This window comes from Methylobacterium segetis (assembly GCF_004348265.1).
Classification (GTDB): Bacteria; Pseudomonadota; Alphaproteobacteria; order Rhizobiales; family Beijerinckiaceae; genus Methylobacterium; species Methylobacterium segetis.
Genome location: NZ_SMNT01000040.1, coordinates 1 through 13,805 on the forward strand (window position 1 = coordinate 1; position 13,805 = coordinate 13,805).

Below are 13,805 nucleotides of genomic sequence, written 5' to 3' on the forward strand. Positions count from 1 at the left end.
AGCCCGGCGGCTTCGGAGGCAAGCCCGGCGGCTTCGGAGGCAAGCCGGGAGGCCGGTTCGGCGACAAGCCCGGCGGCGGCTTCCGCGGCAAGGCGGAGGGCCGGTCCGACGCGGCGTCCGGCGGGCCGCGGTCCGGTTCCCGTTCCGGCCCCCGGGGCGAGGGCAAGCCCGGCGGCTTCGGAGCCAAGCCCGGCGGCGGGTCGGGCCCGCGGGCCGGCGGCGGCAAGCCGGGTGGAGGCAAGCCCGGCGGCTTCGGGGGCAAGCCCGGCGGCTTCGGAGGCAAGCCCGGCGGCTTCGGAGGCAAGCCGGGAGGCCGGTTCGGCGACAAGCCCGGCGGCGGCTTCCGCGGCAAGGCGGAGGGCCGGTCCGACGCGGCGTCCGGCGGGCCGCGGTCCGGTTCCCGTTCCGGCCCCCGGGGCGAGGGCAAGCCCGGCGGCTTCGGAGCCAAGCCCGGCGGCGGGTCGGGCCCGCGGGCCGGCGGCGGCAAGCCGGGTGGAGGCAAGCCCGGCGGCTTCGGGGGCAAGCCCGGCGGCTTCGGAGGCAAGCCCGGCGGCTTCGGAGGCAAGCCGGGAGGCCGGTTCGGCGACAAGCCCGGCGGCGGCTTCCGCGGCAAGGCGGAGGGCCGGTCCGACGCGGCGTCCGGCGGGCCGCGGTCCGGTTCCCGTTCCGGCCCCCGGGGCGAGGGCAAGCCCGGCGGCTTCGGAGCCAAGCCCGGCGGCGGGTCGGGCCCGCGGGCCGGCGGCGGCAAGCCGGGTGGAGGCAAGCCCGGCGGCTTCGGGGGCAAGCCCGGCGGCTTCGGAGGCAAGCCCGGCGGCTTCGGAGGCAAGCCGGGAGGCCGGTTCGGCGACAAGCCCGGCGGCGGCTTCCGCGGCAAGGCGGAGGGCCGGTCCGACGCGGCGTCCGGCGGGCCGCGGTCCGGTTCCCGTTCCGGCCCCCGGGGCGAGGGCAAGCCCGGCGGCTTCGGAGCCAAGCCCGGCGGCGGGTCGGGCCCGCGGGCCGGCGGCGGCAAGCCGGGTGGAGGCAAGCCCGGCGGCTTCGGGGGCAAGCCCGGCGGCTTCGGAGGCAAGCCCGGCGGCTTCGGAGGCAAGCCGGGAGGCCGGTTCGGCGACAAGCCCGGCGGCGGCTTCCGCGGCAAGGCGGAGGGCCGGTCCGACGCGGCGTCCGGCGGGCCGCGGTCCGGTTCCCGTTCCGGCCCCCGGGGCGAGGGCAAGCCCGGCGGCTTCGGAGCCAAGCCCGGCGGCGGGTCGGGCCCGCGGGCCGGCGGCGGCAAGCCGGGTGGAGGCAAGCCCGGCGGCTTCGGGGGCAAGCCCGGCGGCTTCGGAGGCAAGCCCGGCGGCTTCGGAGGCAAGCCGGGAGGCCGGTTCGGCGACAAGCCCGGCGGCGGCTTCCGCGGCAAGGCGGAGGGCCGGTCCGACGCGGCGTCCGGCGGGCCGCGGTCCGGTTCCCGTTCCGGCCCCCGGGGCGAGGGCAAGCCCGGCGGCTTCGGAGCCAAGCCCGGCGGCGGGTCGGGCCCGCGGGCCGGCGGCGGCAAGCCGGGTGGAGGCAAGCCCGGCGGCTTCGGGGGCAAGCCCGGCGGCTTCGGAGGCAAGCCCGGCGGCAGGCCCGGCGGCAAGCCCCGCGGCGGCCGGTGAGGATCGTCGGCGGCGCGCTCCGCGGCCGACGCCTCGCCTCCCCCCGCACCGAGGCCATCCGGCCGACCTCGGACCGCCTGCGCGAGGCCCTGTTCAACGTCCTCGCCCACGCCTACGCGGACGCGGTCTCGGGGGCGCGGGTGCTCGACCTCTTCGCCGGCACCGGCGCGCTCGGCTTCGAGGCGCTCTCGCGCGGGGCGTCCTACGCGCTCCTCGTCGACGAGGGCGCGGAGGCGCGCTCCCTCATCCGCCAGAACATCGAGGCGCTGGGGCTCGAGGGCGTCACCCGCCTGTTCCGCCGCGACGCGACGAAGCTCGGCCCGGCCGGTCCGGCCGGGCGCTTCGGCCTCGTCTTCTGCGACCCGCCCTACGGCCGCGATCTCGCCCCGAGGGCCCTCGCCTCGGCGGCGCAAGGGGGGTGGCTGGAGCCCGGCGCACTCGCCGTCATCGAGGAGGCGGCGGAGGCCGCGCTCACCCTGCCGCCGGCCTTCGAGAGCCTGGAACGGCGGGTCTACGGGGACACGGCGGTGATGATCGCGATCTACGCGGGAGGCCGCGAAACGTGATCGCTTGGGGCCTGCTCAACGGCGCCCGAACAGCTTCTCGATGTCGGCGAGGCTCAGCGTCACGAAGGTCGGGCGGCCGTGGTTGCACGAGCCCGAGAGCGGCGTCGCCTCCATCTCGCGCAGGAGGGCGTTCATCTCCTCCGGCCGCAGGCGCCGGCCCGCCCGGATCGAGCCGTGGCAGCTCATCCGCGAGAGCACGGCGTCGAGCCGCCGCCCCAGCGGGCCGCCGCCTTCCGTGCCCGCCGCGCCCCCCTCCTCCAGCCCGCTCTCGGCCAGCGCGTCGAGGATGTCCGTGACGAGGGCGCGGATCGAGGTCCGGCCCAGGGCGGCGGGCACCTCCCGCACCAGCACGGCGCCGGGGCCGAAGGCCTCGATCGCGAGGCCGAGCCGATCGAGGTCGGCCGCGGCCGCGACGAGGCGCTCCGCGTCGTGGGGCGCCATCTCCACCACCTCCGGGATCAGCATGCCCTGCCGGGCGATGCCGCCCTCGGCCCGCTCCCGCTTCAGCCGCTCGTAGACGAGGCGCTCGTGGGCGGCGTGCTGGTCGACGAGGACGACGCCCTCGCGGGTCTGGGCCACGATGTAGGTCTCGTGGAGCTGCGCCCGCGCCGCCCCGAGCGGATGGTCGAGGGGCTCGCTCTCGGAGGGCGCCGCGCGCCAATCGGCCGCCGGCGGGGCCAGGGGCGGATCGGACGGGCCGGGTTCGAGGAGGGCCTGCGCCGCCTCGCCGAAACCCTCCGCCTCCGGTCCGGCCTCGGCCGTCTCGCGGCGGAACTCGGCCGGCGCCCCGAAGGAGGGCGCGCGGCCGGGAAAGAAGCTCGGCCGGGCCGGGCGGAACAGGCTCGGGGCACTCGCGCCCGTATGGGTGCGCAGCGGCGCAAGACCCCCCTCCGGCAGGGCCGCCCCCACCGGCCGCAGGGCCTCGAGCGCGCGGGCGGCGCCCGTCGTGGCGGAGCGGGCGCCGCCCCGGCGCAGGGCCTCGTGGATCGCGCTGACGATAAGGGCGCGCACGAGGCCGGGGTCGCGGAAGCGCACCTCGGTCTTGGCCGGATGCACGTTCACGTCGACGAAGCCCGCGTCGCAGGTGAGATGGAGCGCCAGGACCGGGTGCCGGTCCGAGGCCATGGTGTCGGCGTAGGCGCCGCGCACGGCCCCGAGGAGCAGCCGGTCGCGCACCGGCCGCCCGTTCACCGTGAAGTGGATGTGGGTGGCCGACCCCCGGTGGAAGGTCGGCAGGCCGACATGGCCCTCGAGCGCGAGGCCCTCCCGCGCCATCGAGAGCGGCAGCGCGTTCGGCCCGAAATCGGGCCCGAGCACCGCCACGAGCCGACGCAGCATCGCGGCCGGTCCCCCCTCCGTCTCGGCGGGGAAGACGATCGGCTGGCCGGATTCGGTGCGGAGGGTGAAGCGGATCCCGGGCTCGGCCACCGCGAGGCGGCGCAGCATGTCGGCGATGGCCGCCGTCTCCGCCCGGTCGGATTTCAGGAATTTGAGGCGGGCGGGCGTCGCCGAGAACAGGTCCGCGACCTCGATGCGGGTGCCGCGGGCGGCCGATGCCGGCCGCACCTCGCCCTTGAGGCCCGCATCGACGGTGAGGCTCGCGCCGGAGGAGGCCTGCGCCGTACGGGTGGTGATGGTGAGCCGCGCCACGGCGGCGATCGAGGGCAGCGCCTCGCCGCGACAGCCCAGGGAGGCGATGCGGGTGAGGTCCCCGTCCGGCAGCTTCGATGTGGCGTGGCGCTCCACAGCCAGCGCCAGATCCTCCGGATCCATGCCGATCCCGTCGTCGACGACCCGGATCAGGCGGCGCCCTCCCCCCTCGATCGTGACCTCGACCGAGCGGGCGCCCGCGTCGATCGCGTTCTCGACGAGTTCCTTCACCGCCGAGGCCGGGCGCTCCACCACCTCGCCCGCGGCGATGCGGTCGACGAGGATCGGGTCGAGGCGGCGGACCGGGCGGGCGGGGCTGGGCATGGCCGCGCCAATATAGGGGCCGGCTCGCTCCCGCGCGAGCCGGCCCGCAATCGCGTGCCTCAGCGCGTGTAGGTGAAGGTGCTGATCTGGCAGACGTTGACGTTGTTGCGCACCAGCGAAGCGCCGTTCTCGAACACCGCCTTGAAGTCGTAGCGGCAGGCGCCGGAGCCGTCGTCGATGTTGATGTCGAAGGTCTCGCCGTCATCGATCACGTCGCGGCCGAGGATGTCCTCCTCCCACTCGTTCGTGCCGGTCGTCGAGGCGTAGAAGTGCTTCATCGCCATGCCGGTCCTGTTGACGATGTCGACGTGCCGGTTGGCCGCCGTCGCGGCCTCACCGGCGAGAAGCAGCAGCCCGGCCGCGCCGAGCAGAGACGAAATGCGCATGGTCCAATCCCCCGAATCGACCGTCGTTGCGGCCGAGCTCGGGCGTAGCGCAGTTCAATTGCCGTTCCAAGTATAGGGCGCCGAACGAATTCTGTTCAGATCGGATCGGCCCGAGGAGAAACTGCTCAGGCGACGCCGGAGCGAAGCAGATCGTGGTAATGGACGAGGCCGACCGGGCGGCCGTCCTCCACGACGATCAGCGCCGTGATCTTCATGGATTCCTGGATCTCCAGCGCCTTGGCGAGGAGGGTCTCGGGGTTCACCGTCCGGGGATTCACGCTCATCACCGCCTCGACGGAGACGCTGTCGAGGTCGGCGCGGAACACGTTGCGGCGCAGGTCGCCGTCGGTGACGATGCCGGCGAGCCGCCCGTCGGCCTCGACGACGATCACCGAGCCGAAGCCCTTGGCGTCGATCTCGGCGATGGCCGCCCGCATCGGCGTGCCGCGGGTGACGCGGGGCAGCTGCGCATCCGTGTGCATCACCTCGCGCACCTGCCGCAGCGAGGCGCCGAGGCGTCCGCCCGGATGGTAGATCGAGAACTCGCGGGCCGAGAAGCCGCGCGCCTCCAGGAGCGCCACGGCGAGCGCGTCGCCGAGCGCCAGCTGCATGGCGGTGGAGGTGGTCGGCGCGAGCCCGTTGGGGCACGCTTCCCGCGCCTTCGGCAGGGTGAGACAGACGTCGGCCTCGCGCCCGAGCGTCGAGGCGGCGTTCGACGTGATCGCGACGAGCCCGACGCGGTAGCGCTTGGCGTAGCCGATGATGTCGGCGAGCTCCGTCGTCTCGCCGGACCAAGAGAGGGCCACGACCACGTCGTCGGGCTGCACCATGCCGAGATCGCCGTGGCTCGCCTCGGCCGGGTGGACGTAGAGGGCTGGCGTGCCGGTGGAGGCGAGCGTCGCGGCGATCTTGCGCCCGATATGGCCCGACTTGCCCATGCCGGTGAGGATGACCCGGCCGCGCGCCCGGCCGATCCGCTCGACCGCGGCGGTGAAGGGCGCGCCGAGCCCGTCCGCCACCGCCTCCATCAGGCAGGCGAGGCCCTCGCGCTCGGTGCCGATGGTGCGCAGGGCCGAGGCGACCGCCGCCCCGTGCGTGCCCGTCGCCGCGTCGCGCTCGCCGATCCGCTGTGCCAGGGCCATGTCCGGGACGCTCCCCTCGATCCGCCGTCGCGGGTCCCGCGGACCCGGATCCGGCGGATCCATGGCCGGCGAATGTGGTCGCAGCGGGGCCGGGCCGGCCGTGCCCCGAGGGTGCCGCAGGAGCCGTTAAGGTGCCGCTAACCCTGTTCGTTTACCGACGATCAAGATGCGGCCCGCCCGGCACCCGACGGTGCGCGCGGACCGAAGGACATCACGCGACGGCCCCACCCGTGACGGGCGGACCGCCCGCGGGTCACGGGCGGGGGATCAGGGGCCGGTGAAGCGGGGCAGGCCGATCGCGAGGGGAAGCCGGGCGTCGGGCCTCGCGCTGCTGGCTGCCCTCGGCGGCCCCGCGGCTGCCCAGAGCCCGAATTTCACGGCCGCGAGCCCCGTCACGGGCCAGCCCGACAACCCCGGTGCCGGCCTGGTTCCCGGGCAGGACGGCCTGCCGACGCTGCGCCCGAACCGCGACCCCGGCGCGCCCGGGTCCGGCCTCGCCGGTTCCTCCGCCGAGGGCGAAGATTCCTCGGGCAGCGCCACGGGCCGGTCGGCCCCGAGCGCCGGGACCCAGGCCCGGCTCACGGGCCGGAGCAACGCCGTCACCGGGCTCGAGGCGAGCAATCGCGCCCTCTCGACGCTGCTGCGCCAGCGCGCGGCCCCGCCCCGGCGCATCGGCACGGCGACGCGCCGGATCACGCAGCAGGCGACGCAGATCCCGCCGCCGGCGCTCCGCCTCAGTCCCGTCGTGCAGAACGCCGTCGTCGGCGTGCCGCTGCCGACCCTGTCGGCGGCCTTCGTTCCGACCCTCGGGCTGCAGACCCCGGGCGCGCTCCTGGCCAATGCCCTGCGCCGGCCGATCGCCACCGACGATGCCTACGCGCCCCTCGGGATCAAGCTCGGCACCTTCACGCTCTTCCCGTCCTTCACGCAGAGCCTCGGCTACGACACCAACCCGGACCAGACCACGAAGCAGCTGGCGCGCGGCTCGGTGGCCCTGAGGAGCGAGGGCGAGCTCAATTTCCGCAGCGATTGGTCGGCGAGCGAGCTCGCGGGCGAGTTACGCGGCGGGTACTCGAACTTCCCCGAGAACGATGCGGCGAGCCGGCCGAACGGGGCCGGCGCCGTCCGCCTGCGCCTCGACGCCAACCGGGATCTGCGCTTCGACGTGGAGGGCCGCTTCCTCGTCGACACGCAGCGCACGAGCAGCCCCGACCTGCAGGCGGCCGCCGTCTCGCGGCCGATCGTGGCGACCTACGGCACCTCGCTCGGTGCGACCCAGACCTTCAACCGGCTGCAGGTCTCGCTGCGCGGCTCGGTGGACCGCTCGGAATTCGAGGATGCCCGGCTCTCGAACGGCACGGTGCTGCCCCAGTCCGATCGCAACCTGAACCAGTACGGCCTGCGCCTGCGTACGGCCTACGAGATATCGCCGGTCATCACGCCCTTCGTGGATCTCCTGGCGGATACCCGGGTCTACGACCTGCGGCGCGACTCGACGGGCCTGCGGCGCGACTCGGACGGTGTCGGGATCACGGCGGGCGCCACCTTTGCCCTCGGACGCACCGTCACGGGCGAGGTCTCGGCGGGCTTCCAGCACCGCACCTACGTCGACCCGGCCCTGCGCGACATCAACGCGCCGCTCCTCAACGCGGCCCTCGTCTGGAGCGCCAGCCCGCTCACCACCGTGCGCTTCGGCGCCGTGACGGGCGTGACCGAGACGGCGGTGGCGGGCTCCAGCGGCATCCTGACGGAGGCGACGACGCTGGAGGTTCAGCACGACCTCCTGCGCAACCTCTCGATCACGCTGGGCGGCGCGCTCCTCAACAACACCTACGAGGGGACGAGCATCCGCGAGACGGGCTTCTCGGCGACCGCCCGCCTCGATTATCGCTTCAACCGCTGGCTGACGTTCCGCGGAAGCTACATCTACCAGCAGATTGACAGCACGGTCGCCGGCGCGAGCTTCAAGGACAACACCCTGCTGTTCGGCATGCGGGTGAACCCCTGACGGCGCGGGCCGCCGGTGCCCGGCTCAGCGCACGAGGGCCAGCGAGGCGCCGGACTTGGTCAACGCCCCGTCGAGGGCGCCCCCGCCCTGGCGCAGCCGCGCCGCCACGGTGCCGCCGGCCTGGTAGAGGTAGACCTCCCCGTCCCGGTAGTCCCAGGCCGTCACCTTGGCGAGATCCTTGTTGGCGCAAGCTGCGGCCGAGGCCTTGTAGAGGTCGAGGGCCGGCGCGCTCGACAGCGAGACCTTGCAACTCGCGCCCGACGCGTCGCGCGCGGTCCAGCTGCCGACGACGGCCGAGCGGCCGCTCGCCACGACCGGGGGCGGCGGCGGCGGGGGCGCGACGGGCTCCGCGATCACGTTTGAGCCTGGCGCCACGGCCGCGACCTCGCCGCCGACCGGCGGGGGCAGCCCGTCGGGTGCCGCCGTCGCGCCGGGCGGGGGCGCGAGCGGGGCCGCCGTCACGGCACCGGATGGCACGGCCGGCACCGTCGATTCCAGCGCGGCCTGCGGCCCGACGCTCGCCCGCGCGCGCGGCCCGTCGAAACGGGAGGTGCCGCAGGCCGCGAGGCTCACGGTGAGGGCGGCGACGGCGAGAGACGACAGCAACTGGCGCGGCATCGATCCACTTCCCTTCGGCGCCTTCCCGGCGCGTTTGCCCGCCTGCCTCACCGGCAAATGCGCTGCCCGCAAGGCGAGGACGGTGGCACCCCTTGGGGATTGCCGGGGTGCCGCCGGTTTTCGGGGAAGTGTGGCGGGCGCGCCTCACCGGGCGCCCGCTGGCCGCCTCAGACCTCGCGGGCGATCATCATCTTCTTGATCTCGGCGATCGCCTTGGCCGGGTTCAGGTTCTTCGGGCAGGTGTTGGCGCAGTTCATGATCGTGTGGCAGCGGTAGAGGCGGAACGGGTCGTGCAGCCCGTCGAGGCGCTCGCCCGTGTTCTCGTCGCGCGAGTCGATCAGCCAGCGATAGGCCTGGAGCAGCGCCGCCGGCCCCAGGAAGCGGTCGCCGTTCCACCAGTAGCTCGGGCAGCTCGTGGTGCAGCAGGCGCACAGGATGCACTCGTAGAGCCCGTCGAGGCGGGCGCGGTCCTCTGGCGTCTGCTTCCACTCCGCCTCGGGCGCGGGCGTCTCGGTCTGCAGCCAGGGCTCGATCGCGGCGTGCTGGGCGAAGAAGTTCGTCAGGTCCGGCACGAGGTCCTTCAGGACCGGCATGTGCGGCAGGGGGTAGATCCTCACGGCAGCGGACTTCTTGCCCGCCGCGTGCTCCTTGCAGGCGTCGATCCCCATCGTGCAGGCGAGCGAATTCTGCCCCTCGATGTTCATGGCGCAGGAGCCGCAGATCCCCTCGCGGCAGGAGCGCCGGAAGACCAGCGTCGAGTCGACCTTGTTCTTGATCCACAGGAGGGCGTCGAGGACCATCGGCCCGCAATCGTCGCGGTCGACCTGATAGGTGTCGATCCGCGGGTTGGCGCCGTCGTCCGGGTTCCAGCGATAGACCCGGAACTCGGTGAGGGTCTTCGCCCCCGCCGGTGCCGGCCAGGACTTGCCCTCGCGGAGCTGGGAGTTCTTGGGAAGGGTGAACTGAGCCATGGACTTCTCGCTCTCACGAGCCGGAGACGCAGCGGCGACCCCGGGACGGCGTCTCGCCTCCGCCCATCTCGGATCGCCGCATTCGGGAATGGTTCGTCAGTACACCCGCGCCTTCGGCTCGATGTACTGGATCTCGTTCGACATCGTGTAGGTGTGGACCGGTCGGTAATCGATCGCGACGGTGTGGCTCGACTCGTCGAGCCAGGAGAGGGTGTGCTTCATCCACTCCCGGTCGTCGCGGTCGGGGAAGTCCTCGCGGGCATGCGCGCCGCGGGATTCCTTGCGGTTGGCCGCCGATTCCATCGTGACGACCGCCTGGCCGATCAGGTTGTCGAATTCGAGCGTCTCGAGAAGGTCGGTGTTCCAGATCAGCGAGCGATCCGTGATGCGGATGTCCGCGGCCGCGTTCCAGACCTTGTGGATCAGGCCCCTGCCCTCCTCCAGCACCTCGCCGGTGCGGAAGACCGCGCAATTGTTCTGCATGGTCTTCTGCATCTCGAGGCGGAGTTCCGCGGTCGGCGTGCCGCCGTCGGCGTAGCGGAAGCGGTCGAGGCGGCCGAGCGCCTTGTCGGCCGAGCCCTTGGGCAGTTCCGGCTGGCGGCCGTTCGGCTCGACGATCTCGGCGCAGCGCAGGCCCGAGGCGCGGCCGAACACGACGAGGTCGATCAGCGAGTTCGAGCCGAGGCGGTTCGCCCCGTGCACCGAGACGCAGGCCGCCTCGCCGATCGCCATCAGCCCGGGCACCACCGTATCGGGGTTGCCGTCCCGCAGGGTCAGCACCTCGCCGTGATAGTTCGTGGGGATGCCGCCCATGTTGTAGTGCACGGTCGGCAGCACGGGGATCGGCTCCTTCGTCACGTCGACGCCCGCGAAGATCTTGGCGCTCTCCGAGATGCCGGGCAGGCGCTCGTGCAGGATCTTCGGGTCGAGATGGTCGAGGTGCAGGAAGATGTGGTCCCCGCCCTTGCCGACGCCGCGGCCGGCGCGGATCTCCATGGTCATCGAGCGCGAGACCACGTCGCGGGAGGCGAGGTCCTTGGCCGAGGGCGCATAGCGCTCCATGAAGCGCTCGCCCTCCGAATTCGTCAGGTAGCCGCCCTCGCCCCTGGCCCCTTCGGTGATCAGGCAGCCCGCGCCGTAGATGCCGGTCGGATGGAACTGCACGAACTCCATGTCCTGCAGCGGCAGGCCGGCGCGCAGCACCATCGCGTTCCCGTCGCCCGTGCAGGTGTGGGCCGACGTCGCCGAGAAGTAGGAGCGGCCATAGCCCCCCGTGGCCAACACCGTCATCTGGGCGCGGAAGCGGTGGATCTCGCCCGAGGCCTGGTCGATCGCGATGACGCCGCGGCAGCGCCCGTCCTCGTCCATGATCAGGTCGAGGGCGAAGTACTCGATGAAGAAGTTGGTGTGGTTCTTCACCGCCTGCCCGTAGAGGGTGTGGAGCATGGCGTGCCCCGTGCGGTCGGCCGCCGCGCAGGTGCGCTGCGCGGTGCCCTTGCCGTAATCGGTCGTCATGCCGCCGAAGGGCCGCTGGTAGATCTTGCCCTCTTCCGTGCGGGAGAAGGGCACGCCCCAATGCTCCAGCTCGTAGACCGCCGCCGGGGCGTTGCGCACGAGGTACTCGATCGCGTCCTGGTCGCCGAGCCAGTCCGAGCCCTTCACGGTGTCGTACATGTGCCAGCGCCAATCGTCCGGCCCCATATTGCCGAGCGAGGCCGAGATGCCGCCCTGCGCCGCCACGGTGTGCGAGCGGGTCGGGAAGACCTTGGTGATGCAGGCGGTGCGCAGGCCGGCCTGAGAGCAGCCGACCGTGGCGCGCAGGCCCGCGCCGCCGGCGCCGACCACCACCACGTCGAAGCTGTGGTCGTGGATCGTGTAGGCGGGCCGGCTCCCGCTCGTTCCGTTTGCCATCGGCGGCTCCTTGATCTCTCGGGGGCTCAGGTCAGGCGAGGCGGGCGAGGCCCACGCGCAGGATCGCGTAGAGGCAGGCCACCGCGACGACGACCGCGTAGAAGTTGTTGGCGAAGAGCGCCGCGATGCGCAGCGCCTTGTCGTGCACGTAATCCTCGATGATCACCTGCATCCCGAGCCGCATGTGGAGCGTCACGGAAATCACCGCGAGGATCAGGATCAGCGCGACGATCGGGTGGCCCATCAGCGCCACCGCCTCGGGGTAGGGCCGGCCGACCATCAGCGCGACGATCACCACGAAGGCGAGCATCAGGGGCGCGTTCGAGGCCGCGGTCAGCCGCTGCAGCCACCAGTGGCTGGCGCCGTGGCCGGAGGGGCCGAGGCCGCGGACGCGCGCGCGGGGCGTGCGGATCGAGAGGTTCGTGTTCTGGCGGTTGTCGGCCATCGGGGAGCCTCCCTCAGCGCAGGGTCAGGGCGAGCGCCCAGATGACGACGGTCAGCGCCACCGAACCGATCAGCGTGCCGCGGGACAGCCACAGGCGCTCGCCGCGCTCCAGGCCGACGCCGAAATCCCACACGAAGTGGCGCAGGCCGCCCAGCATGTGGTGCATCAGCACCCAGGTGTAGGCGAACAGGACGAGGATCCCGATCCACGAGCCGAAGAACCACGCGACCCAGGCATAGGCGCCCGGCCCGGAGGCCAGAGCCACGAGCCAGATCGCGACGAGGGCCGAGCCGCCGTAGAGCGCCGTTCCGGTGATGCGGTGGAACACCGACATCGCCATGGTCCAGGTCCAGCGATAGATCTGGAGGTGGGGCGAGAGCGGCTGGGCGACCGTAGGTCTGGCGGTGGGGGCCATGCGGATCCTCGGGTGCTCTTCGAAACTGGACTGTCTCTAAACTCACGTATCGCTAGTGCGGTGCAGCGCAAGCCGCAATGCGACAAGGGGCGGAGGCGCTTCGGCGTGAGACCGGCTGTGATCTGTCACGGGGCTCACGGCATCTGCCCCACGATACGCCACCACAAGTAGTCGAGTGGGGCGATCACAATCAGGGACACGAGGCCGAGCGCCAGGGTCAGGCGGGTCGCGTCGGAGAGGTCCACCCGGCCGAGGTCACTCGCGAAGACGATCGGGGGCGCCTGATAGGGCAGGAACAGTGCGGAGTAGCCCACCACCTGCACCATCACGACGCTCATCAGGTCGAGGCCCGTCGCCCGCGACATCTCCGAGGCGAGCGCGGTGTAGAGCGCGGGCGCCCCGTTCGCCGTGACGACGAGAGCGAGGGCGCTCGCGATCAGGGTCAGCACGCCGAAATTCCGGGCCGGTGCGCCCGGCTCCAGCGGCGCGACGGCCAGCAGCGCGTGGCCGAGGCGCGCTCCGAGACCGGTTTCGTTGACGAGCGCGACGAGGCCGAGCAGGGCCGCGATGTAGAAGCAGGTCCTCAAATTCACGGCGCCGAAGGCCTCGGGCCGCAGGACCCCGATGCGAGGCAGGAGGCAGATCACCGCCGCCGAGAGGCCGACCCAGGCCGGGGCGATGTGATGCAGGCTGTCGGTGACCCAGAGCGCCAGGGTGCCGACGAGGATCAGCGCGAGGCGCCGCTCCTCCCCCGAGAGGGGGGGCAGCGGCGGCAGGCTGCCGGCCTGCGCCTCCAGCCGGTCGGGGAAGATCTTCAACGTCAGCCAGACGAGGAATCCGCCCTTCACGAGGGCGAGCACGGGCGCGTGAAGCCAGAGGTAGGGCAGGTAGGCGAGGTGCAGCCCGTGCTGCACCTCCGCGGTGCCGGCCATCACGAGGTTCGGCACGTTGGCGGGCAGGATCGCCGCCGACAGGATCGGCGTCGCGACCCCGACGGCGAGCACCGCGCCCGTGCGCCCCTTGCGGCCCGCCGCGAGGCCGAAGGCGTCGCAGAGCGCCAGAACCACGGGCACGAGGAGCGCGATGCGCCCGAGATTCGAGGGCATCACGAAGGCGAGGGCGAAGGAGAAGGCCGTCAGCCCGGCGATGAGGCGCGGGTAGGAGCCGCCGAGATGGCCGCTGAGCGAGCGGGCGAGCCGGGCCCCGAGGCCCGTGCGGGTCATGGCAAGGCCCACCACCATGCCGCTGAGGACCAGCCAGAAGGCCGAGGAGGCGAAGCCGGAGAACACGGTCGAGGGCGCACCGAGCCGGAACAGCATGGCGGCGGCGAAGAACAGCATCGCCGTCACCACCTCGGCGACGCTCGCCGTGGCCCAGAGCCCCATGCAGAGCACGAGGAGCCCGGCCGTGATGAGGAGGGCGGTGTCCCCGCCCGTCAGGCCCGCGAGCCAGCCGTGCAGGAAGCCGTCCAGGGGAGCCTGAGCCTGCATCGGCTGTGGAGGATCCTGAGACAGGGGATTGCGGGCACCTGTGCCGGCGCCTCGCGAGCCCGGACTCTTCCCTGGAATGGGACCCGTTCGCAATTCGGGATCGCGCGATGGAGCCTTCGCCGCTGACGAAGGGTCGCCGCTGTAACTCTCCGGCGGCCTCGGTGGTATACCAGGGGAGCGCGGGGCTTTCGCGGTCGGCCGCCGGGTTGCAGGATGTCCCAGCCTTCGCCGCTCGCGCAAGCCCGCAC

At 73.2% G+C, this 13,805-nt stretch carries 12 protein-coding genes; 3 read left to right on the forward strand and 9 right to left on the reverse strand.

The window, feature by feature from the left end:
* A partial coding sequence (locus E1J50_RS27265) for a hypothetical protein (RefSeq protein ID WP_207919194.1) occupies window positions 1-1,631 on the forward strand: 1,631 nt, incomplete at its 5' end.
* Complete coding sequence (gene rsmD / locus E1J50_RS12145) at window positions 1,628-2,197, forward strand: 16S rRNA (guanine(966)-N(2))-methyltransferase RsmD (protein WP_132253909.1); 570 nt, start codon at window positions 1,628-1,630, stop codon at window positions 2,195-2,197. The genes E1J50_RS27265 and rsmD, both read left to right, overlap by 4 nt.
* 15 nt (window positions 2,198-2,212) lie before the next feature.
* On the opposite strand, the gene mutL is transcribed toward rsmD, so the two are convergent.
* The 3 genes from mutL to E1J50_RS12160 all read right to left on the reverse strand — a co-directional run bounded on the left by mutL (window position 2,213) and on the right by E1J50_RS12160 (window position 5,699).
* A complete protein-coding gene (mutL, locus tag E1J50_RS12150; RefSeq protein WP_132253912.1) occupies window positions 2,213-4,171 on the reverse strand; it encodes a DNA mismatch repair endonuclease MutL in 1,959 nt (652 codons plus the stop codon).
* Between the two features lie 59 nt (window positions 4,172-4,230).
* Window positions 4,231-4,557, reverse strand: a complete 327-nt coding sequence (locus E1J50_RS12155) for a hypothetical protein (RefSeq protein ID WP_132253914.1) — start codon at window positions 4,555-4,557, stop codon at window positions 4,231-4,233.
* A 125-nt stretch (window positions 4,558-4,682) separates the two neighbouring features.
* A complete protein-coding gene (locus E1J50_RS12160; protein WP_132253916.1) occupies window positions 4,683-5,699 on the reverse strand; it encodes a KpsF/GutQ family sugar-phosphate isomerase in 1,017 nt (338 codons plus the stop codon).
* Between the two features lie 277 nt (window positions 5,700-5,976).
* On the opposite strand from E1J50_RS12160, the gene E1J50_RS12165 reads away from it, so the two are divergent.
* Window positions 5,977-7,707: an outer membrane beta-barrel protein gene (locus E1J50_RS12165; RefSeq protein ID WP_245516548.1), complete on the forward strand. Its 1,731-nt coding sequence runs from the start codon at window positions 5,977-5,979 to the stop codon at window positions 7,705-7,707.
* 24 nt (window positions 7,708-7,731) lie between these two features.
* Here E1J50_RS12165 and E1J50_RS12170 read toward each other — a convergent pair whose 3' ends face one another.
* From E1J50_RS12170 to E1J50_RS12195, 6 genes are all read right to left on the reverse strand, one after another.
* The gene (locus E1J50_RS12170) at window positions 7,732-8,325 is read right to left on the reverse strand and encodes an AprI/Inh family metalloprotease inhibitor (protein ID WP_132253921.1); all 594 of its coding nucleotides are present in this window, start codon (window positions 8,323-8,325) and stop codon (window positions 7,732-7,734) included.
* Window positions 8,326-8,492: 167 nt separating this feature from the next.
* Entirely contained in the window at window positions 8,493-9,296 is an 804-nt protein-coding gene (locus E1J50_RS12175; RefSeq protein WP_132253923.1) for a succinate dehydrogenase iron-sulfur subunit, read from the reverse strand.
* Window positions 9,297-9,392: 96 nt separating this feature from the next.
* Window positions 9,393-11,207, reverse strand: coding sequence for a succinate dehydrogenase flavoprotein subunit (gene sdhA / locus E1J50_RS12180; RefSeq protein WP_132253925.1), 1,815 nt, complete (start codon window positions 11,205-11,207; stop codon window positions 9,393-9,395).
* 31 nt (window positions 11,208-11,238) lie between these two features.
* Window positions 11,239-11,652, reverse strand: a complete 414-nt coding sequence (gene sdhD, locus E1J50_RS12185; RefSeq protein ID WP_132253927.1) for a succinate dehydrogenase, hydrophobic membrane anchor protein — start codon at window positions 11,650-11,652, stop codon at window positions 11,239-11,241.
* A 13-nt stretch (window positions 11,653-11,665) separates the two neighbouring features.
* Complete coding sequence (sdhC, locus tag E1J50_RS12190; RefSeq protein ID WP_132253929.1) at window positions 11,666-12,067, reverse strand: succinate dehydrogenase, cytochrome b556 subunit; 402 nt, start codon at window positions 12,065-12,067, stop codon at window positions 11,666-11,668.
* Window positions 12,068-12,201: 134 nt separating this feature from the next.
* Window positions 12,202-13,452 carry an SLC13 family permease gene (locus E1J50_RS12195; protein ID WP_132253993.1) on the reverse strand — a complete coding sequence of 417 codons (1,251 nt, stop codon included), beginning with the start codon at window positions 13,450-13,452 and terminating at the stop codon, window positions 12,202-12,204.
* Between the last annotated feature and the right edge of the window lie 353 nt (window positions 13,453-13,805).

What these genes read in the sequence shown, in the direction of transcription:
- mutL (WP_132253912.1), bottom strand. Translation starts at nt 4,171, where the DNA reads ATGCCCAGCCCCGCCCGCCCGGTCCGCCGCCTCGACCCGATCCTCGTC.
- E1J50_RS12155 (WP_132253914.1), bottom strand. Translation starts at nt 4,557, where the DNA reads ATGCGCATTTCGTCTCTGCTCGGCGCGGCCGGGCTGCTGCTTCTCGCC.
- E1J50_RS12160 (WP_132253916.1), bottom strand. Translation starts at nt 5,699, where the DNA reads ATGGCCCTGGCACAGCGGATCGGCGAGCGCGACGCGGCGACGGGCACG.
- E1J50_RS12170 (WP_132253921.1), bottom strand. Translation starts at nt 8,325, where the DNA reads ATGCCGCGCCAGTTGCTGTCGTCTCTCGCCGTCGCCGCCCTCACCGTG.
- E1J50_RS12175 (WP_132253923.1), bottom strand. Translation starts at nt 9,296, where the DNA reads ATGGCTCAGTTCACCCTTCCCAAGAACTCCCAGCTCCGCGAGGGCAAG.
- sdhA (WP_132253925.1), bottom strand. Translation starts at nt 11,207, where the DNA reads ATGGCAAACGGAACGAGCGGGAGCCGGCCCGCCTACACGATCCACGAC.
- sdhD (WP_132253927.1), bottom strand. Translation starts at nt 11,652, where the DNA reads ATGGCCGACAACCGCCAGAACACGAACCTCTCGATCCGCACGCCCCGC.
- sdhC (WP_132253929.1), bottom strand. Translation starts at nt 12,067, where the DNA reads ATGGCCCCCACCGCCAGACCTACGGTCGCCCAGCCGCTCTCGCCCCAC.
- E1J50_RS12195 (WP_132253993.1), bottom strand. Translation starts at nt 13,452, where the DNA reads ATGGGGCTCTGGGCCACGGCGAGCGTCGCCGAGGTGGTGACGGCGATG.